Source organism: Flavobacterium soyangense, assembly GCF_015277675.1.
GTDB classification, from domain to species: Bacteria; Bacteroidota; Bacteroidia; order Flavobacteriales; family Flavobacteriaceae; genus Flavobacterium; species Flavobacterium soyangense.
In genome coordinates this window covers 1-19,410 of record NZ_JADHEC010000001.1, presented here as the reverse complement: position 1 = coordinate 19,410, position 19,410 = coordinate 1, and the positions used below count along the sequence as shown (strand labels likewise).

The window sequence follows — 19,410 nt, the reverse complement described above, 5'->3', positions numbered from 1 at the left end:
TATAATTTTATTTTGCTTAAACTATCAAGGATTAACTTTGTTGATTTCAATTATGCAAAGAGTTTTGCTTTCAGTTTTTTAATTTGAATACAACAGAAATATATGATTTAAATCCCGGTCAATATGATTTGAACAAAATAAATCAAAAGAAAATAGTTTTGAACTAAAAATAAATTCTGTTTTCCTTCCATCTTTTTCAAGTAATTTATTTATTCCGTCAACACAATCTTTAGTATTGCCCTCCAATATATAGCCAACTAAAAAACCATCACAATTTTGATATTTCCCACCTGACAAAAAATTATTCATTCCTGTGTCAATATATCTTCTTTTTAAATGTGAATCAGAAGACTTTAGATTTTTGGCTTCTACAAAATAATCATATTCGTTTCCACTCCAAAAAACACCAAACTTGAAATCTATTCTTGACTGTTTTGCAGCAAAGCCTTTTGTGTAAGAAGTGATTTTTTCGTTAAACAAATGATTTTCTATTTGAGAAGATATTTGCCATTTCTTCCTGTCAAGATTTTTATGAATAAAATTATGAAGTATTGCTGAAATGTCATTTTCGTCTAAAGAAATGGAAATTGAACCTTCTAAAATTGATGAATTGTAAGCGTCTAAAAATAAAGTTACGCATCTCTTTCTAAATAGATTTTGAGCAGAAATAAAAATATGAGAGTTTAAGATTCCAGCCATTATTCTTTCATATTTAGAATTTCGGCTAATAAAGATTTACTATCTTCCATTGCAGAAGTTTGGCTCCAAAATCTTCTTTGATTTGGTTTTATAATGTAAACATTATCTCCATCATAATAATTTATTTTTTTTCTAAAATAAAGATTTTGACCTTCTTCTTGCCAAAGATTTCTATCTAATCTTTTTAATTCATCGTATATGTTTTCCTTTGATTCAAAAATTGGTTTTTGTTCTTCCCCAAATGAAATTTTCACCATATATAATGGACAATTTCTGTTGATATTATAAGTTGTTGTCGAAATTTTTAAATTTGCCTCGTCTAACCAATTGTTTAATCCTTTGCATAGTCGATTAGTATAATCCTCACTATTTATAACAGGAAAAACGGCTAATGATTTGTCTTGTTTTTCGAATAAATCTAGACTATAATCTAATGAGTCTTGAATAATTATTTGTTCATCCTCTGTTAATTTTAGAATATCATTATAAATTATTTTGTCTATATCTTTTTCTAAATAAGAAGTGTCTAGGTTAATTTCGTTTGATTTTTTTATTGAAATTATTTCGTCGATTTTTGAAGATAGTTTAATAGTATTTTTCACCTCCATATTTTCAATAATTGCTGGAAGTTGTAACATTTCATTTGATTGAACCCTTTCTCTTTCTATTCCCCAAGATGAAGAACTCATTGAAAAATAGTAATTTGAAAAACTTGAATTTATAAATGAAGACAAGGTTTTTAGAATTTGAATATCTTTATGCACAATGCTATATGCCATATGATAACAATCAAAGTCAATTATACTAGAACAATATTCTTTTTCTTTTTGCCCTTCTTTTATGATTAAAAAGGGGCTTTTGTATAATAATTCATTTGTTGGTCTAAAAATTTTAGAATTGCCAACCAATGCTTTTCTTGAGGTATAATATTTATCTATCAAACCAGTTTCGAGAGTTTTATTTGGTTTGAAAAACTTTTTTTCTTCTGTTTGTTTTTTTGATGGAGAATGAAGTCCACTCCCTTTTATCCAATCATTTTTATTAGTTTTAAAATATTCTTCAAGCGATTTGTATTTTAGTTCAATGTTTTTAATCAGCTCAAAGTCAAAATAACTACCCCACATTGCTATTTTCCAGATTTTCGTATCTTTTTTTTCACATTCAGTTCTTGGTAAATGTTTAATATCAGACGAGTCAATTACAATTCCTTCTAAAACATCATTCTTTATATAGGTTTTTGGAGCGTAATAAGTTATTGTGTTATTTGGATTTTCAGGCTTTTCTTTTTGATAAAAAACTATGCTTATGGGGCCAACAGCTGATCCGAAAAGTTGTCCCCCGTGTTGTTTTTTTACTTTTCTTAAAATTGAAAAATTATAAATTTTATCCACATAATTTTTAGTAAAAAGCCATTCTCTAAAATTTTGGTAAGTGTTCCCAGTATTGGTTAAAACCTTGGTATTAAAAATTAAAGCAATCTTTCCGTTTGGAGCAAATGCCGTTGCTTTATGAAGAAATGGCAAAACCATTTCTTTGGCAAATTTATTTTCATTACAATAATTTGTGATTGTATTCGATAAGTTTTTTGTGCCAAATGGAGGATTTCCAACAATCAAATCGAAATTTTTCAAAATTCCAACATTAGATAAATCAGAAATGGCATCTCGTTTAAAAAGATTATTGCCTTGTTTTTTTAGCGTTGTATCTTCAGGGTCATTAATTAGATAAGGAAATTGAATGGTTTTATTCCACCAACCTGTTTTTGGATTTAAGTTTTCTAACAAAGCTAGATATAAACTGAAAGCTGCCACTTTTATGGATTTAGAATCTATTTCAATTCCAAAAATATTTCTCTTAAGAATTTCTTCGAGGATTTTAAAATCTGTAAGTGGTTTATCGTTTTCTCTCTCGTATCTCTTTATGAGTTTTTTAAAAGTTTGAACCAAAAAAATTCCAGAACCACAGCTTGGATCTAAAGTTTTTACGCTGTAGTTAGTTTCATTTATTGGAAGAACTTCTTTCAAAACTAATTCAACTAATGTTGGCGGTGTGTAGAAAGTACCTGTTTCTCTTTTGTCTAATTTAGTCAGGAAGTTTTCGTAAATTTCACTTAATAATTCTATTCTGATGATACTAAAGTCGAATAACCTCCAGTTGAATAATTGTTGTTGAGATTCATCGATATTACCATCGATAAAACACTTTTTGATTAACGACAAATGTTTTTTTGTTATAGAATCTTTCTCATTTTCTTCAAAATTGAATAAGCTGCCATTAAAATCATCAGCGAGTTTTTCAAATAAATTATAGGTTGCTTCTACTTCTTCAAGAACATCAAAATAAGAAGTTGCTTTTGGTAAGAAGGTTTTATATAAATCCTCTGAAGTTGCTTTTCTGTCTTCTAAATACAATAAAAATAAAGACCGCATTACTAATTTATGAATAATCAATCTGTTACTTAATCCGTTTTCCTCTAACGAATTTGAAACATTTACAAGACTTTGAATTAGGTATTTATCAACTCTGTTTTGTAGATTTATTTTTTCCCTAATTGATATCGCTTCTTCTGATGACCAAATAAAACCAGTGTCAATAGGTAATCTAGAAAAAACAGTATTTAAAGTTTGAAGTTTTGATTTGTCATCAGTTTCCTTGCAAGAATAAAGTTCTAATTCTTGTAACTCTTTTTTTAGTTTTAGATCGGTAACATTTTCTTCTAAAACAAAAGGTTTTTTCGAACAATTGTATATTCTAATTTCGGTTTTATTATAAACATAGAGAAACAATACTTTTTGAAAATTCCAACATTTATGCTGAATATCAGCAATCAATTTCAGGTTTTTATAGTCAAAAGAATCAATTTCTTTTATAAATAAAACAGGTTCATTTTCATTTGAATAAATTTTTACAATTCCATATCTATTTTTATCAAACAAATTAATATCAAAGTCTTTACAATCAGTTGCAAAGTCAATTATATCTAATTGGTTAATTATAGATTTCATCATTTGATTGATAGTTGTATTTAGTAATAAATTTGAAATGAAATAATATTGCTTCTTTCTAACAAAAATAGAATTAAAATAGACATTTTCGTATATAAATGGAATTAATTTTACATAAAAGAATGAACATTTTAGATTTTTTTTGGCAAATATTCTAGCCCAGATAGCAGTGGAAATCCTTTTTATTTTTTCTTTAAAAATAAAAAAATTGCAACAGATAGCTGGATTAAGCTCCTAAAATAAAAAAATATTGCTTCGGAAAATCTCGCAATGACGCACAAAAAAACCGCCAATCTTACGAAAGGCGGTTTCTGATTTATTCAATAATAACATTCTTCTTTTTGTCGTAGAAATGATATTCTAGATACGTGTAAGCGTCACGCGGTATGATTTTCACCCATTTTTTATGTTCAAAAAACCATTTTGAACGTATTGATGGAAAACCTTTTGTAAGGTATGCAGCCACAAATGGATGTACATTAAGCACAACGTCATTGTGGGTTTTTAATATGCTTTCTAGATCAAGAGCGATTTTGTCAATGATTTGGATTGGCGCTTCAATTTCGCCCTCAATATTGTTGGGATCTTCTTCTCTAGTTTTAATATTGACTTCCGGTCTTACTCTTTGTCTGGTAATTTGGACTAATCCAAATTTACTCGGCGGTAAGATTTTGTGCTTGGCTTTATCATCGTCCATTTCTTCCCGGAGGAAGTCGAACAGGACTTTTCGATTTTCGGGATTTCCCATATCGATAAAATCAATCACGATTATTCCGCCCATATCTCGTAGACGTAATTGTCTTGCGATTTCAGCGGCAGCAATCATGTTAACTTCCATTGCAGTATCTTCTTGGTTGGATGCTTTATTAGAACGATTTCCACTATTCACGTCTATAACATGCAAAGCTTCAGTGTGTTCTATAATAAGATAAGCACCTTTACTCATGGAAACTGTTTTTCCAAAGGAGGTTTTGATTTGTCTCTCTATATTGTATTTCTCGAAAATTGGAGTGTCTTTGGATTGATAAAACTTGACAATCGATGTTTTTGAAGGAGCTATTTCTTGTAAATAGTCCTTTGTTTGGTTGTACAACTCTTCATCATCTATTTGGATGCCACTAAAGGTATCGTTGAAGACATCTCTTAATATTGATGAAGCTCTATTGAGCTCTCCTAATACCTTGGATGGATGATGAGCGGTTGGTAATTTTTTACACATTGCAGTCCATCTCTCTATGAGGTTCTGCAAATCTTTTTCTAATTCTACTGTGCTTTTGCCTTCGGCTACTGTGCGAACAATAACACCAAATCCTTTTGGTTTGATGGCCTGTACCAATCGTTTCAATCGTTCTTTTTCTTTTTTGTCTTCTATCTTTTGTGAAATAGAAACGCGGTCAGAAAACGGGACGAGAACAATAAATCTTCCGGCAAGAGAAAGCTCAGCACTAATTCTTGGTCCTTTTGTAGATATTGGTTCTTTGACGACTTGTACTAAAATAGATTGATTGGGATTGATAATTTCTGTTATCGACCCATCTTTGTCTATCTCTTTTTCAAACTGAAAGTTTTTTAGGGAGAAATCTTTTATTTTACCTGCGCTTACAAGTTTTATGAATTTCAGTTGGGAAGCAAGGTTTGGACCCAAATCGTGATAATGTAAAAAGGCATCCTTTTCGTAGCCAACATTTACAAAAGCAGCGTTTAGTCCAGCAACGGGTTTTCTTATTTTGGCAATAAAAATATCGCCAACTTGGAAGTTGCTAGTTTCTTGTTCTTTGTGTAATTCAATTAGTTTTCCATCTTTTAATAAGGCAAAATCTACGGCTTCGGAACTAGATCTAATGATTAATTCTTTATTCACGTTGTAAATTTTTATCCGAACAATGGAGTTGTTGGTTGTTGGTTGTTGATTGTTGGAAAACTCCATTAACCATTAACTATCAACCATCAACTTTGCAGTAAGGATGGATTAAACAATAATTTTAACAGGTATTGAACCCGGGAGGAAATTCAGTTGGCAGGAAACAGTTGTCAGGCTGCAGTTAAAACCGCAATCTGTAATCTGTAATCTGCATTCTGTTTTCCAAATTTCAATGAACTTTTAAAAAGAAAAAAGTAGTTTAAAACTACTTTTTCTTTTTGTGACGGTTAGCTCTCGCTCTTTTTTTGCGTTTGTGCGTTGCTACTTTATGTCTCTTTCTTTTTTTACCACTTGGCATAATCTGGTGATTTTGTGATTAATAAATATTATTATTTTGCTTCGTTATTCGTTTTTACTCCTTCAACAAACACTTTTGCAGGTTTAAAAGCCGGAATATTGTGTGCTGGAATTTTAATCGTGGTATTTTTAGAAATATTTCTTCCTGTTTTTTCAGCTCTTGTTTTCACGATGAAACTTCCAAAACCTCTTAAATAAACATTGTCTCCAGTTTCTAATGAATTTTTTACTTCTGTCATAAAGGTCTCAACTGTTGCCTGAACATCTCCCTTTTCTAGACCTAATCTCTCTGAGATTTTTGCTACGATATCTGCTTTTGTCATTTTATTCGTAATTTATAAATGGTGTACTAATTTTTTGAGGTTGCAAAGATAGGAATTAAAAAAACAATTATTCAAGCTAATTCATTAAAATTTAATCACATAAACTTTTACTTTTGCTAACTAATATTTTATAATGAATTTTTCCAAAGTATTGACAGGGTGGTATATAGAAAATATACGGGATTTGCCGTGGCGAAAAACTGATAATCCGTATCTAATTTGGCTCTCCGAAATTATGCTTCAACAGACTAGAGTGGCGCAAGGAATGCCATATTTTTTGTCTTTTACTGCTAATTTCCCAACTGTTTTTGATTTGGCTGCCGCCAATGAGGAACAGGTTCTGAAACTATGGCAAGGTTTGGGCTATTATTCCCGTGCTCGAAATTTGCATAAAACTGCTCAATATGTGGCTAATGAATTATCTGGAAAATTTCCGGATAATTATAATGACTTATTGAAACTAAAAGGTGTTGGCGAATATACAGCCGCCGCAATTGCGTCCTTTTCCTATAATGAAGCCGTTCCTGTTGTCGATGGAAATGTTTTTCGGGTTTTGTCACGGTATTTAGATGTAGAAACGGAAATTGCTTCGGCTTCCGCCAAAAAGGAATTTGCTGCTTTGGCTTTCGAATTGATGCCAAAAGACAACCCCGCTTTGTTCAACCAGGCTATTATGGAGTTTGGCGCCTTGCAATGTGTTCCAAAAAGTCCCAATTGTTCTGTTTGTATTTTCAACACCAGTTGTGCTGCTTTGCAAAAAAAGAAAGTAAATCAATTGCCCGTGAAATCAAAGAAGTTGAAGGTCAGAAATCGATACTTTAATTACTTAGTAGTTGCTGATGATAATGAAAATACAATAATCCAGAAGCGCACAGCCAAAGGAATCTGGCACAATCTCTATGAATTTCCATTGATTGAAACCGAGAAAGTAGAAGGTTTTGATTGTATTGCAGACCTAATTAAATCTGAATTTTTCAGTGGGAACGAAATCGTCAGTATATTAGAAAGTAATCCAGAAAGTATTATACATAAATTGTCGCATCAACATTTGTATATCAAGTTTTGGAAAGTAAAAGTTAACGGAATTATCGAAAAGGGAATAAATGCCGAAACATTGAAAACATTACCTTTCCCTATTGTGATTCATAATTTTATGAAAAAGGATTTTTTGAACTAACTCAAAATTCAGTATATTTGTTTTTAGAAAAAACTGAATATGAATTCCACCTTAAATAAAGTAATGTTAATTGGTCATTTGGGCGACGATGTGAAGATGCACTATTTTAAAAGTGATTCCTGCATTGGAAAATTTCCTTTGGCAACAAACGAGACTTATATTAATAAGGAAACAGGCGAAAAAATAACTTCTACAGAGTGGCACAATGTTGTGGTAAGGAATAAAGCTGCAGAATTATGCGAAAAATATTTGTCAAAAGGCGATAAAATCTATGTTGAAGGTCGTATAAAATCACGCCAATGGCAGGCCGAAGATGGTTCTACTAAATACATTACAGAAATTCAAGCAATAGACTTTACTTTTCTTACAACTAAAAAGGAAATCGAAGGTGGCAAAGAGAATAAACCAATTGAACCAACAAAAAACGCTAACTTTGCCCCAGAAAATAACGGTTTGCCAGTAAATGATTTGCCGTTTTGATTTTTTAACTAATCTCTTATAATTTGGACCCAGAGCCCAGTTTTTTTCTTCAATACTCGCTAGATACTAATTTAGTATTTGATTTTATCGCAATATTTGCGTTGCTTTTTTGTTCTGCATTGGTTTCTGGTGCTGAAGTTGCGCTTTTTTCCTTGTCGCAAAAGGATATTGATGATACTTTACAAGAACATCCTTCGAAAGGGAAAATTATTTCAGAACTTTTAGAAAAACCTAAAAAATTGCTCGCTACACTTCTTGTTGCTAACAATTTTATTAATATTGGGGTGGTAATTTTGTTTTCTTATGTTGGGCATAATATATTTTCGGCTGTCACTTCGCCCATTTTAAAATTTATTTTGGAAGTGATTTTGGTCACTTTCTTAATCTTGCTGTTTGGTGAGGTTTTGCCAAAAGTGTATGCTAGTAGAAACAATATCAAGTTTGCTAAGTTGATTGCATATCCTGTCGCGGCACTTGATAAATTACTTTCGCCAATAAGTTTGCCAATGCGTAAAGTCACCATTTACCTGCATAATAAATTAGGAAAACAAAAGACAAATTTCTCCGTAGACCAATTATCACAAGCTCTTGAACTTACTGATTCAGATGAAACTTCGACCGAAGAACAAAAAATACTGGAAGGAATCGTAACTTTCGGAAACACAGATACCAAGCAGGTGATGAGCCCGAGAATGGATATTTTTGCCTTGGAAATTGAAGAATCTTTTGCAGTTATTTATTCCAAAATAATCGAAAAAGGCTTTTCCAGAATTCCGGTGTATCGGGACAATATAGACCAGATAGAAGGCGTTTTGTTTGTGAAAGATTTGCTTCCGCATATCGATAAAGAGGATTTTGATTGGAAAACATTGCTTAGAGAACCGTTTTTTGTTCCTGAAAATAAAAAAATTGACAATTTGCTCAAGGATTTTCAGAGTATGAAAAGCCATTTGGCCATTGTGGTCGATGAGTATGGAGGAACTTCAGGATTAGTTTCTTTAGAAGATATTATCGAAGAAATTGTGGGAGATATCAGCGATGAATTCGACGGGGATAATGTAAATTATTCTAAAATTGACGATAAAAATTATCTTTTTGAAGGAAAAATAAACCTTAAAGATTTTTATAGGGTTATTGATGTTGATGAGGATTTATTCGAAATAAAAAAAGGGGAGGCCGAAACTTTGGCAGGATTTATTCTCGAAATTTTAGGAAATTTTCCAAAAAAAGATCAAAAAATAGCCTTTGAAAACTGCCTGTTTACAATTGAAACGGTAGATAAAAAACGTGTAAAACAAATAAAAGTGACCATTGAATAAATATAGAATGCTAAATAGACAAATTACGATTGGGATATTTTTAATAACACTGTTTTCTATTTTTAGTTGTAAAAACGAAGTTTTACCAAAACCATCCAGCTATTTGCGATTGGATTATCCTGAGGCAAAATATGCCAATTTCGAAAGTAAATGTCCTTTCACTTTCGAAATGAATTCAGAAGCAGTCATCAAAGGCGAGAAGGATTGTGGATTTACCATTACGTATCCAAAAATGAAAGCCACGATTTACTTAACTTATAAACCAGTAAACAATGATATTAATTTGCTGTTGAAAGATGCTCAAAAACTAACCTACGAGCACGTGATAAAAGCAGATGATATTTTAGAACAACCGTATTTGAATCCAACCCAAAAAGTATATGGAATGTTCTATCAAGTTGATGGAAATGCAGCTACAAATTCCCAGTTTTATGTGACTGACAGCATCAAACATTTTGTAACAGGTTCTGTTTATTTCTACGCAAAACCTAATTTTGATTCCATTATGCCAGCCGCAAGCTACGTCAGAAATGATATGCAGCGTTTGATGGAAACTTTGAAGTGGAAGTAATTTTTTAGCCGTGATAAACACGCGAAAATACAATTTTGTCTTCTTTTATTTCTAGAACTTCGGCGACTAGCATATCGCTTTCACCTTGAACAGTTCTTACATATTCCATAAAAACCCGATTCTCATTTGCGGTAAGCGAGGTTACTTTGTAATGTAAAGTTGGTATTTGCTCAAAAGCTTCTTGCCACCAATCGTGTAGTGATTGTTTTCCTTTTACCAAACCATTAGTTTCTGGTTTTTTGATTTTTAGTTTGGGACTAAAATGTTCCGCATCTTCATCGTACAAAGACAAAAGTTGGTCTAGATTATGGTTGTTGAATGCGTCAAACCATTTGTGGGCAATAGATAAATTTTTTGTAGATGTCATTTAGTTTTTTTTTTAAACAAAATTCCCGCTTTGAAAAGAGCGGGAATTAATATCTGTTATAAATTAATAAAACTTATACGTTTTTCAAATTGATAATTTCTTGCTCAGTAAGTAATCTCCAGTTTCCTCGAGGCAAATTCTTTTTTGTCAATCCTGCAAAAGCTACTCTGTCAATTCTCAAAACATCATAACCAAAATTCTCGAAAATAGAACGAACCACTTTAACGTTTGCCGATCTTAATTTCAGTCCGATTTCGCTTTTTGCTTCTCCTTCAACATAGCTTACATCTTCTACAAAAACTCTGTGTCCGTCAAGAACAAGTCCTTTGTTTATTTTTTCTAAATCTTCAAATTTCAGGTTTTTATCCAATGAAACTTGATAGATTTTTGATGATTTGTTAGTTGGTAAAGTAAATTTACGAATCATATCGGTGTCGTTTGTAAACAACAACAAACCGGTTGTATTCTTGTCCATTCTTCCAACAGCTCCAATTTTTGCTGTAGTTGAACCTTTTACCAATTCCAAAACATTGCGGTATTCTTGACCTTCGTCAAGCGCTGTTGTAAAGTTTTTGGGTTTGTTCAACAAGATATATACTTTTTTTTCCGGTGTCAAAGTTGCTCCGTCAAAATTTACTATATCTCCAGGTTTTACCATATATCCCATTTCGGTAACAGGAATTCCGTTGACCTTAACTGTTCCGGATTGAATGTAAATATCAGCGTCACGACGGGAACACGCGCCAGAATTGGCGATGTATTTGTTCAAACGAATTTCATCTTTTACTTTTGGTCTTTTTGGTGCCTGATTTGGTTTTTTCTCCACTTTATCAGTAGCTACCTCAGCAACTTTAGTATTTATTTTTACTTTTTTAGGCCCTTGTGCCCTTTTTTGCATCGCAGGTTTTGGCTTATTTGAGCTTGGTCTAGAGCTGTTTGCTCTACCACCGCTTTTTTTGTTATTGCCTTCCTTGTTATTCATAATATTCTATAATTTACTTGGTCAGTTCGGCCTTTAATGGCTTCGAGTCTGCAAAGATAGTTTTTTATTGCTTAATAGTTGATTGTTTTTGGATTACGGTTTCGTAGCCCTGATGGAAACGGCATCCTCTTGTGGCGGGGTTCGCCACAAGAGATATAGTGAACAGCGGGAAATAGCTCCCAAAATATTAGATAGAACGCAGCAATTTTTCTCCGTGCCACAATACGCTTGGATTGATGAGGATAATGCTAAAAACTCCTGCCACAATAAGGAATTTCAACACATTATGAAGTAATAAATATTGTTCTTTTGTGTTCGATTTCCAAAGGCGCAGCAAGAAAAAAATCAGAATTATCAGGCAGAAATAAAAATACATGTCCATATAGCCTACGTCGAAAATTTCAATTAGAACATACACCGGAATTATTGTTGCGATTGTCAAAACGGTAATTATTTTTTTCGAAACAGGTTCGCCATAAATAATGGGAATAGTTTTGTAATCATTTGCCAAGTCGCCTTTGATGTTTTCCAGATCTTTTATCATTTCACGAATCAGCAACAATAAAAATAAGAAAGCTGCGTGCCCCAAAATAACCTCATATAGATTTTTGTAATATAAAAAAATGGCAAAAAATGGCAAAACAGACAGAAATGCCGAAGTCAGATTCCCGATTATAGGGAATTTTTTAATTCGATGTGAATAATACCAAATCAGGAAAATGTAAACTGAAAAATATACAAATGCACGCCATGAAACAAAAATTGCTAAAAAAACGACAATAAAATTGAGGGCAAAATAGACATTTAGTTTTGTGTTTTGACTAACCAATCGGTCGAGCATTGACTTATTGGGACGATTGATTAAATCTTTCTTACTATCGTAAAAATTATTGATAATATAACCTGATGCAATTGTCAAGGAAGAAGCAAAAACAATGATAAACAAGTTGAAATCGAGTAAGATGGATAGTGCTCTTTTTTCGGGTGCAATGATAAATATTGCCGAAAGATATTGAGCGATAACAATTATAGGAATGTTATAACCTCTAATGACAGAGAACAAACTGACAAATTTCATTACTAAAAGTTTGTGCTGTCTGCTTAGCATTTTTAGAATTGATAAACGACTTCTAGTTTATAGTCTTTTAAAGAAATTCTTGCTTTTTCAAGGTCTTGAGTAAAACCTAGAATATAGCCGCCGCCACCTGAACCACAAAGTTTTAGGTAGTAATCGTTAGTGTCAATTCCTTTTTGCCAAATTCCGTGAAATTGTTCCGGAATCATTGGTTTAAAGTTGTTCAAAACGACTTTTGATAATTTTTTGGTGTTGGCAAACAAGGATTTCATATCGCCACCCAAGAAATTTTCGACACAGGCGTCAGTATGTTTGATGAATTGTTCTTTCAACATTTTTCTGAAACCTTGGTCTTTCAATTTTTCCATAAAAATATTCACCATCGGAGCGGTTTCGCCCACAATTCCTGAATCTAACAAAAATACGGCACCGTTTCCCTCTAAACTTTGGGTTGGAATTCCGGTTGCCTCAATATTATCTTTAGAATTGATTAAAATAGGAATGCTCAAATAACTGTTTAAAGGATCCAAACCGGAACTTTTTCCGTGAAAAAACGATTCCATTTGGGAGAAAATAGTTTTTAATTGCAACAGTTTTTCACGAGTCAAATTCTCCAGAACCGTGATTTTATTTTGGGCATATTTATCGTAAATAGCTGCAACCAATGCGCCGCTGCTTCCCACACCATAACCCTGCGGAATACTGGAATCAAAGAACATTCCGGTTTTGACATCGTTTTTTAGAGTGGCTAAATCGAAAGTAACTAATTCAGGTTGTTCGCTTTGTAAGGTTTCTAAGTAAGAAACAAAACGCTTTAAATTTTCGTTGGATTTTATGGCTTCTACTGATGGATTTTCTTCTCGTTTCAGAGCGCCATTGTAAAAATTATAAGGAATAGACAACCCTTTTGAGTCACGAATAATTCCGTATTCTCCAAAAAGTAATATTTTTGAGTAAAATAATGGTCCTTTCATAAATTAATTGATAATTAACAGTTAACAATTGATAATTCGTAATTGATAATTATTTGTTTTTAGAAGTATTAATTATACTTGTCAATAATTTTAATAATTCTACTATTTTATATTTTATACTTTGAAATTCTTCTTCCGTAAGATATTTTGTTTCAAACAATAAATCTAACCAATATTCTGTTTCATTGGCTTCTTTTAATGAAATAGATAGTTTATGAATAAAATCTGCCTTACTTTGAGCGTGTTCGGCTTCTCTAACATTTGCGCCAATAGATGTTCCTGAACGTAATAATTGTTTTGATAAAACTAACTCTTTCCTCTCTGCTAAAACTTTATAAAGACCAACAATTTCAATTGCAAAAATAAAAGATTTTTCTTTGATAATATTCTTCTCCATTAATGGCCAATTATCAATTATCAATTGAACCCATTCCAATTTCGTCACAAATGTACTGACCATTTTGACAATAGCCAACTAATTCGTCCTTAATAAATTGCAAAACGTTTACTTTTACATTTTGCGGGTATAAAACGTGAACATTGGCGCCGGCATCGAGAGTGAAACAAACCGGTATTTTTGTTTCGTTTCGGAACTTCCAAATGGCATTAATAATTTCAAGTGTATTGGGTTTCATTAAAATAAAATAAGGAATAGAAGTCATCATCATCGCGTGCAAAGTCAAGGCTTCGCTTTCGACAATGGTGATGAATTCCTCTAGATTTCCGCTTTCGAATATGCTGATTAATTTGTCCAAGTTTTCGTGTGCTTGTTCAAATCGCCTTTCGGCAAAAGGATGTCCGTTCATTAAATTATGTCCGAGGGAACTTGAAACTTGTTTCGTGCCTTTGTCAACCAATAAAATGGTGTCCTGAAAATTCTTGAAATTCTCGTGAATTGCATTTGGAAATTCAACGCCAAATAATTCGGAACTTCCTTGAATGTTTTTGTGATTTCCCCAAACGACAACTTTTCCTTTTATGCTACGACAGGCACTTCCTGAACCCAAACGAGCCAAGAAAGAGGCTTTTTGATAAAAGTAATCTTCGGTCATTTCCGGATTTAATGCTTTTTCCAAACTCATCAAGTTCATTGCCAAAGCAGCCATCCCCGATGCCGATGAGGCAATTCCGGAACTGTGCGGAAAGGTATTTTCCGTGTTAATCGTAAAATGATAGTCTTTTAAGAAAGGTAAATAGATTTCAATTCGCTCCAGAAATTTTTGGATTTTTGGTTTGAAATCTTCTTTTGGTTTTCCTTCAAAAAGTAAATTAAAAGAAAAATTTCCAGTATTTATTTTTTTGGCGAAAGCCAATTTGGTAATCGTTTTACAATTATTCAACGTAAAACTCACCGATGGATTGGCTGGAATCTGGCTTTCCTTTTTTCCCCAATATTTCACCAAAGCAATATTACTGGGCGAACTCCATGAGAAATTTCCATTCTCTATGGAATGAGAATAATGAGTAGGAATAAAATCATTTGCTGAAACCATCAATTGTATAATTTATGCAAAGATACTTTTTTTGGTTTATACCTTGATTTGTTTATTTGTTGAATCGGTCAAAGTTTTGACTAATTTTGTAAAAAAACACATTATGAACAAAATTTCTAAAATTTTAGTTGTGGTTGTCACTTGCTTGGTGATAGGATATTTTTCTGGAATAGTTACCCGTTCGGCGATTATAACTTGGTATCCAACATTGGTCAAGCCTAGTTTTAACCCGCCAAATTGGATTTTTGCACCCGTTTGGAGTATGCTTTATGTGATGATGGGGGTCGCAGCTGGATTGGTATGGAATCGAATGGAGTACGAAAAAGAAGCGGCTAGAAACGCTTTGGTTTTCTTTGCGGTTCAACTGGCTTTAAATGCTTTGTGGTCGTTTTTGTTTTTTGGTTTGAAAAACCCAATGTTGGCCGGTCTGGAAATTGTCATTCTTTGGCTAATGATTTTTGAAACCTATACTAAATTTGCTAAAATCAATAAAATAGCAGGGTATTTATTTATTCCGTATTTGCTTTGGGTAAGTTTCGCAACGGTTTTAAATGCCAGTATTTGGTGGCTAAACCGTTAATTTTCTAAAGATATTTAAAACAGAAAAAGCTCCAATTGGAGCTTTTTCTGTTTTAAACTAGCGAGCTATAAATACCCAGCCGGATTTTGAAGTTCCATCGGCTATTTCGGCAACATAAAAATAAGTGCCATCAGGAAGATTTTCTCCTTTGCTATTAGTTCCATCCCATTGGTCGGAATAATTTGTATAATTTTTTACTTCCCTTCCATATCTGTTAAATAATTGGAGTTTAGAAACGCCACAGCCTTTAAGGTTAAAGGTGTCGTTATAACTATCGTTATTTGGTGAAATTGCATTTGGAAAGAGACAAATAGAACTAATGGTAGTTACTTTACTAAATTCGCAACCATTAGAGTCTTTTACTGTAACTGTATAATTTCCTGGAGAAAGATTGCTATAGGTCGTATTCGTAGTAAAAGAACTATTATTTATGCTGTATTGATAGGGACTTAAACCGCTTGTTACACTAACAATTTCAATTATTCCATCTGGTCTTTCATTGATAACATCCGTTGTTTTTAAAGTAAGTTCTGTTGGAGAAGGATAAACAATGGCATTCAAAGTTGTTGTTAATGCACATTGACCGGCTGTTGGAGTAAAAGTATAGGTGCCGGAAGCAGTATTACTCACAATTGCTGGATTCCAAGTTCCAGTTATTGAATTAGTTGATGTTTTAGGTAAAACCGGAATTACCGAACCTGAGCAAATTGGATCAATTGCTATAAAAGTTGGAGTGATAGTTGGATTAACCGTTACATTCAAAGTAGTTGCTATTGCACATTCTCCAACATTTGGAGTAAAATTATATACACCAGAAGTTGTATTACTCACAACGGCAGGATTCCAAGTTCCGGTAATTCCATTGTTTGATGTAAGTTGTAAAACAGGGGGTAAAGTGCCGAAACAAATTGGAGTAATTTGAGTAAAACTTGGAGTAAGTATTGGATTAACGGCTACGTTTAAAGTTATTATTGTTGCGCATTGACCAGCATCAGGAGTAAAAGTATAAGTTCCAGAAACGGTATTACTAACTGTAGCTGGATTCCAGATTCCAGTTATTCCGTTTGTTGATGGTGATGATAATATTGGTGCTGTTGCGTTAGCGCAAATTGGAGCAACGGCATTAAATATTGGTATAATTGTGTTTACATTTATGGTTAATGTCGCAGTTGTAGCACAAATACCAGCAGTTGGTGTGAAAGTATAAGTTGTGGAAGTCGTATTGCTCACAGTTGCAGGATTCCAAGTCCCGGTAATTCCGTTAGTAGAAGAACTAGGCAAACTTGGTGCGGTAGAACCATAACAAACATCAGCTATTGGATTAAATAAGGAAACAGTTTTTGGAGTTATTGTTACAACTATAGTAGTCGTTAAAGCACACTGACCCGCAGTTGGTGTAAAAGTATAAGTAGCCGTAGCAATATTACTCACAGTTGCAGGATTCCAAGTTCCGGTGATTAAATTATTTGATGTATTAGGCAAAACAGGACTTACCGAACCCGAACAAATAGGAGCAATTGCAGTAAAAGTTGGTGTAACAATCGGATTCACGACAATGGTCATCGTGGCAGGCGTCACGGTACATTGACCCGCAGTAGGCGTAAACGTATAAGTGGTTGTTGCGGTGTTATCGATAGCCGGCGACCAGGTTCCGGTCACGCCATTGGTGGAAGTCGTAGGCAAATCAGCCAGAACAGCACCCGAACAAATCGGGGAAACTTGGCTGAAAGTGGCCACAATCGGATTCACGACAATGGTCATCGTAGCAGGCGTCACGGTACATTGACCCGCAGTAGGCGTAAACGTATAAGTGGTTGTTGCGGTGTTATCGATAGCCGGCGACCAGGTTCCAGTCACGCCATTGGTGGAAGTCGTAGGCAAATCAGCCAGAACAGCGCCCGAACAAATCGGGGAAACTTGGCTGAAAGTGGCCACAATCGGATTCACGACAATGGTCATCGTAGCAGGCGTCACGGTACATTGACCCGCAGTAGGGGTAAAAGTATAAGTGGTTGTGGAAGTATTGTTTATTGCTGGACTCCAAGTTCCGGTCACGCCATTGGTGGAAGTCGTAGGCAAATCAGCCAGAACAACACCCGAACAAATCGGCGCCACGGGACTGAAAGTGGCCACAATCGGATTCACGACAATAGTCATCGTAGCAGGCGTCACGGTACATTGACCCGCAGTAGGCGTAAACGTATAAGTGGTTGTTGCGGTGTTATCGATAGCCGGCGACCAGGTTCCGGTCACGCCATTGGTGGAAGTCGTAGGCAAATCAGCCAGAACAGCGCCCGAGCAAATCGGGGAAACTTGGCTGAAAGTGGCCACAATCGGATTCACAACAATGGTCATCGTAGCAGGCGTCACGGTACATTGACCCGCAGTAGGCGTAAACGTATAAGTGGTTGTGGCGGTGTTATCGATAGCCGGCGACCAGGTTCCGGTCACGCCATTGGTGGAAGTCGTAGGCAAATCAGCCAGAACAGCACCCGAACAAATCGGGGAAACTTGGCTGAAAGTGGCCACAATCGGATTCACGACAATGGTCATCGTAGCAGGCGTCACGGTACATTGACCCGCAGTAGGCGTAAACGTATAAGTGGTTGTTGCGGTGTTATCGATAGCCGGCGACCAGGTTCCAGTCACACCATTGGTGGAAGTCGTAGGCAAATCAGCCAGAACAGCACCCGAACAAATCGGCGCCACGGGATTGAAAGTGGCCACAATCGGATTCACGACAATGGTCATCGTGGCAGGCGTCACGGTACATTGACCCGCAGTAGGGGTAAACGTATAAGTGGTTGTGGCAGTGTTATCGATAGCCGGCGACCAGGTTCCTGTCACACCATTGGTGGAAGTTGTAGGCAAATCAGCCAGAACAGCACCCGAACAAATCGGATTCACGGGAATAAAAGTGGCCACAATCGGATTCACGACAATGGTCATCGTAGCAGGCGTCACGGTACATTGACCCGCAGTAGGCGTAAACGTATAGGTGGTTGTTGCGGTGTTATCGATAGCCGGCGACCAGGTTCCTGTCACGCCATTGGTGGAAGTCGTAGGCAAATCAGCCAGAACAGCACCCGAACAAATCGGGGAAACTTGAATGAAAGTAGCCAAAATCGGATTCACGACAATGGTCATAGTCACAGGAGTTGTAGCACATTGACCAGCAGTAGGGGTAAAAGTATAAGTGGTTGTGGAAGTATTGTTTATTGCTGGACTCCAAGTTCCGGTCACGCCATTGGTGGAAGTCGTAGGCAAATCAGCCAGAACAGCACCCGAACAAATCTGGGAAACTTGGCTGAAAGTGGCCACAATCGGATTCACGACAATGGTCATCGTAGCAGGCGTCACGGTACATTGACCCGCAGTAGGGGTAAAAGTATAAGTGGTTGTGGAAGTATTGTTTATTGCTGGACTCCAAGTTCCGGTCACGCCATTGGTGGAAGTCGTAGGCAAATCAGCCAGAACAGCACCCGAACAAATCGGCGCCACGGGACTGAAAGTGGCCACAATCGGATTCACGACAATGGTCATCGTAGCAGGCGTCACGGTACATTGACCCGCAGTAGGCGTAAACGTATAAGTGGTTGTTGCGGTGTTATCGATAGCCGGCGACCAGGTTCCGGTCACGCCATTGGTGGAAGTCGTAGGCAAATCAGCCAGAACAACACCCGAACAAATCGGCGCCACGGGACTGAAAGTGGCCACAATCGGATTCACGACAATGGTCATCGTGGCAGGCGTCACGGTACATTGACCCGCAGTAGGCGTAAACGTATAAGTGGTTGTTGCGGTGTTATCGATAGCCGGCGACCAGGTTCCGGTCACGCCATTGGTGGAAGTCGTAGGCAAATCAGCCAGAACAGCACCCGAACAAATCGGGGAAACTTGGCTGAAAGTGGCCACAATCGGATTCACGACAATGGTCATCGTGGCAGGCGTCACGGTACATTGACCCGCAGTAGGCGTAAACGTATAGGTGGTTGTTGCGGTGTTATCGATAGCCGGCGACCAGGTTCCTGTCACGCCATTGGTGGAAGTCGTAGGCAAATCAGCCAGAACAGCACCCGAACAAATCGGGGAAACTTGAATGAAAGTAGCCAAAATCGGATTCACGACAATGGTCATAGTCACAGGA

16 protein-coding genes are annotated in these 19,410 nt (G+C 35.5%); 5 read left to right on the top strand and 11 right to left on the bottom strand.

Annotated elements, in window-relative coordinates; translation table 11 throughout:
• Nucleotides 1–78 precede the first annotated feature (78 nt).
• The 4 genes from IR213_RS00080 to IR213_RS00065 form a co-directional block, all read right to left on the bottom strand.
• Entirely contained in the window at nucleotides 79–699 is a 621-nt protein-coding gene (locus IR213_RS00080; RefSeq protein WP_194310277.1) for a hypothetical protein, read from the bottom strand.
• Entirely contained in the window at nucleotides 699–3,707 is a 3,009-nt protein-coding gene (locus tag IR213_RS00075; RefSeq protein ID WP_194310276.1) for an HsdM family class I SAM-dependent methyltransferase, read from the bottom strand. The genes IR213_RS00080 and IR213_RS00075 overlap by 1 nt, the downstream gene beginning before the upstream one ends.
• A gap of 313 nt (nucleotides 3,708–4,020) precedes the next feature.
• On the bottom strand, nucleotides 4,021–5,565 hold the full coding sequence (locus IR213_RS00070; RefSeq protein WP_194310275.1) for an Rne/Rng family ribonuclease: 1,545 nt from the start codon (nucleotides 5,563–5,565) through the stop codon (nucleotides 4,021–4,023).
• Between the two features lie 389 nt (nucleotides 5,566–5,954).
• A complete protein-coding gene (locus tag IR213_RS00065; RefSeq protein ID WP_143390122.1) occupies nucleotides 5,955–6,245 on the bottom strand; it encodes an HU family DNA-binding protein in 291 nt (96 codons plus the stop codon).
• A 133-nt stretch (nucleotides 6,246–6,378) separates the two neighbouring features.
• On the opposite strand from IR213_RS00065, the gene mutY reads away from it, so the two are divergent.
• From mutY to gldD, 4 genes are read left to right on the top strand one after another with little or no spacing between them, the layout of a single operon-like run.
• Nucleotides 6,379–7,422, top strand: coding sequence for an A/G-specific adenine glycosylase (gene mutY / locus IR213_RS00060; protein WP_194310274.1), 1,044 nt, complete (start codon nucleotides 6,379–6,381; stop codon nucleotides 7,420–7,422).
• Nucleotides 7,423–7,461: 39 nt separating this feature from the next.
• Nucleotides 7,462–7,902, top strand: a complete 441-nt coding sequence (locus IR213_RS00055) for a single-stranded DNA-binding protein (protein ID WP_194310273.1) — start codon at nucleotides 7,462–7,464, stop codon at nucleotides 7,900–7,902.
• A 23-nt stretch (nucleotides 7,903–7,925) separates the two neighbouring features.
• Nucleotides 7,926–9,221, top strand: coding sequence for a gliding motility-associated protein GldE (locus IR213_RS00050; RefSeq protein WP_194310272.1), 1,296 nt, complete (start codon nucleotides 7,926–7,928; stop codon nucleotides 9,219–9,221).
• Nucleotides 9,222–9,228: 7 nt separating this feature from the next.
• Nucleotides 9,229–9,792, top strand: a complete 564-nt coding sequence (gldD, locus tag IR213_RS00045) for a gliding motility lipoprotein GldD (protein WP_194310271.1) — start codon at nucleotides 9,229–9,231, stop codon at nucleotides 9,790–9,792.
• Nucleotides 9,793–9,796: 4 nt separating this feature from the next.
• On the opposite strand, the gene IR213_RS00040 is transcribed toward gldD, so the two are convergent.
• From IR213_RS00040 to IR213_RS00015, 6 genes are all read right to left on the bottom strand, one after another.
• On the bottom strand, nucleotides 9,797–10,159 hold the full coding sequence (locus tag IR213_RS00040) for a nuclear transport factor 2 family protein (RefSeq protein ID WP_194310270.1): 363 nt from the start codon (nucleotides 10,157–10,159) through the stop codon (nucleotides 9,797–9,799).
• A 73-nt stretch (nucleotides 10,160–10,232) separates the two neighbouring features.
• Nucleotides 10,233–11,141 (bottom strand): pseudouridine synthase, encoded by a 909-nt coding sequence (locus IR213_RS00035; protein WP_194310269.1) that lies wholly within the window; start codon nucleotides 11,139–11,141, stop codon nucleotides 10,233–10,235.
• A 187-nt stretch (nucleotides 11,142–11,328) separates the two neighbouring features.
• Entirely contained in the window at nucleotides 11,329–12,249 is a 921-nt protein-coding gene (locus tag IR213_RS00030; protein ID WP_194310268.1) for a geranylgeranylglycerol-phosphate geranylgeranyltransferase, read from the bottom strand.
• A gap of 2 nt (nucleotides 12,250–12,251) precedes the next feature.
• Nucleotides 12,252–13,190: a mevalonate kinase family protein gene (locus IR213_RS00025; RefSeq protein WP_194310267.1), complete on the bottom strand. Its 939-nt coding sequence runs from the start codon at nucleotides 13,188–13,190 to the stop codon at nucleotides 12,252–12,254.
• A gap of 49 nt (nucleotides 13,191–13,239) precedes the next feature.
• Complete coding sequence (locus IR213_RS00020; RefSeq protein ID WP_194310266.1) at nucleotides 13,240–13,587, bottom strand: four helix bundle protein; 348 nt, start codon at nucleotides 13,585–13,587, stop codon at nucleotides 13,240–13,242.
• A gap of 13 nt (nucleotides 13,588–13,600) precedes the next feature.
• The gene (locus IR213_RS00015) at nucleotides 13,601–14,683 is read right to left on the bottom strand and encodes a diphosphomevalonate/mevalonate 3,5-bisphosphate decarboxylase family protein (protein ID WP_194310265.1); all 1,083 of its coding nucleotides are present in this window, start codon (nucleotides 14,681–14,683) and stop codon (nucleotides 13,601–13,603) included.
• A gap of 103 nt (nucleotides 14,684–14,786) precedes the next feature.
• Between IR213_RS00015 and IR213_RS00010 the strand changes: the two genes are divergently transcribed.
• Nucleotides 14,787–15,263, top strand: coding sequence for a TspO/MBR family protein (locus IR213_RS00010; protein ID WP_194310264.1), 477 nt, complete (start codon nucleotides 14,787–14,789; stop codon nucleotides 15,261–15,263).
• A gap of 57 nt (nucleotides 15,264–15,320) precedes the next feature.
• Here the strand turns inward: IR213_RS00010 and IR213_RS00005 are convergent.
• The coding region (locus tag IR213_RS00005) for a gliding motility-associated C-terminal domain-containing protein (RefSeq protein WP_194310263.1) at nucleotides 15,321–19,410 on the bottom strand (4,090 nt) is incomplete at its 5' end.

Coding starts and splice junctions, on each gene's coding strand:
- mutY (WP_194310274.1), top strand. CDS start 6,379: ATGAATTTTTCCAAAGTATTGACAGGGTGGTATATAGAAAATATACGG.
- IR213_RS00065 (WP_143390122.1), bottom strand. CDS start 6,245: ATGACAAAAGCAGATATCGTAGCAAAAATCTCAGAGAGATTAGGTCTA.
- IR213_RS00055 (WP_194310273.1), top strand. CDS start 7,462: ATGAATTCCACCTTAAATAAAGTAATGTTAATTGGTCATTTGGGCGAC.
- IR213_RS00075 (WP_194310276.1), bottom strand. CDS start 3,707: ATGATGAAATCTATAATTAACCAATTAGATATAATTGACTTTGCAACT.
- IR213_RS00080 (WP_194310277.1), bottom strand. CDS start 699: ATGGCTGGAATCTTAAACTCTCATATTTTTATTTCTGCTCAAAATCTA.
- IR213_RS00040 (WP_194310270.1), bottom strand. CDS start 10,159: ATGACATCTACAAAAAATTTATCTATTGCCCACAAATGGTTTGACGCA.
- IR213_RS00020 (WP_194310266.1), bottom strand. CDS start 13,587: ATGGAGAAGAATATTATCAAAGAAAAATCTTTTATTTTTGCAATTGAA.
- IR213_RS00025 (WP_194310267.1), bottom strand. CDS start 13,190: ATGAAAGGACCATTATTTTACTCAAAAATATTACTTTTTGGAGAATAC.
- gldD (WP_194310271.1), top strand. CDS start 9,229: ATGCTAAATAGACAAATTACGATTGGGATATTTTTAATAACACTGTTT.
- IR213_RS00030 (WP_194310268.1), bottom strand. CDS start 12,249: ATGCTAAGCAGACAGCACAAACTTTTAGTAATGAAATTTGTCAGTTTG.
- IR213_RS00015 (WP_194310265.1), bottom strand. CDS start 14,683: ATGGTTTCAGCAAATGATTTTATTCCTACTCATTATTCTCATTCCATA.
- IR213_RS00010 (WP_194310264.1), top strand. CDS start 14,787: ATGAACAAAATTTCTAAAATTTTAGTTGTGGTTGTCACTTGCTTGGTG.
- IR213_RS00035 (WP_194310269.1), bottom strand. CDS start 11,141: ATGAATAACAAGGAAGGCAATAACAAAAAAAGCGGTGGTAGAGCAAAC.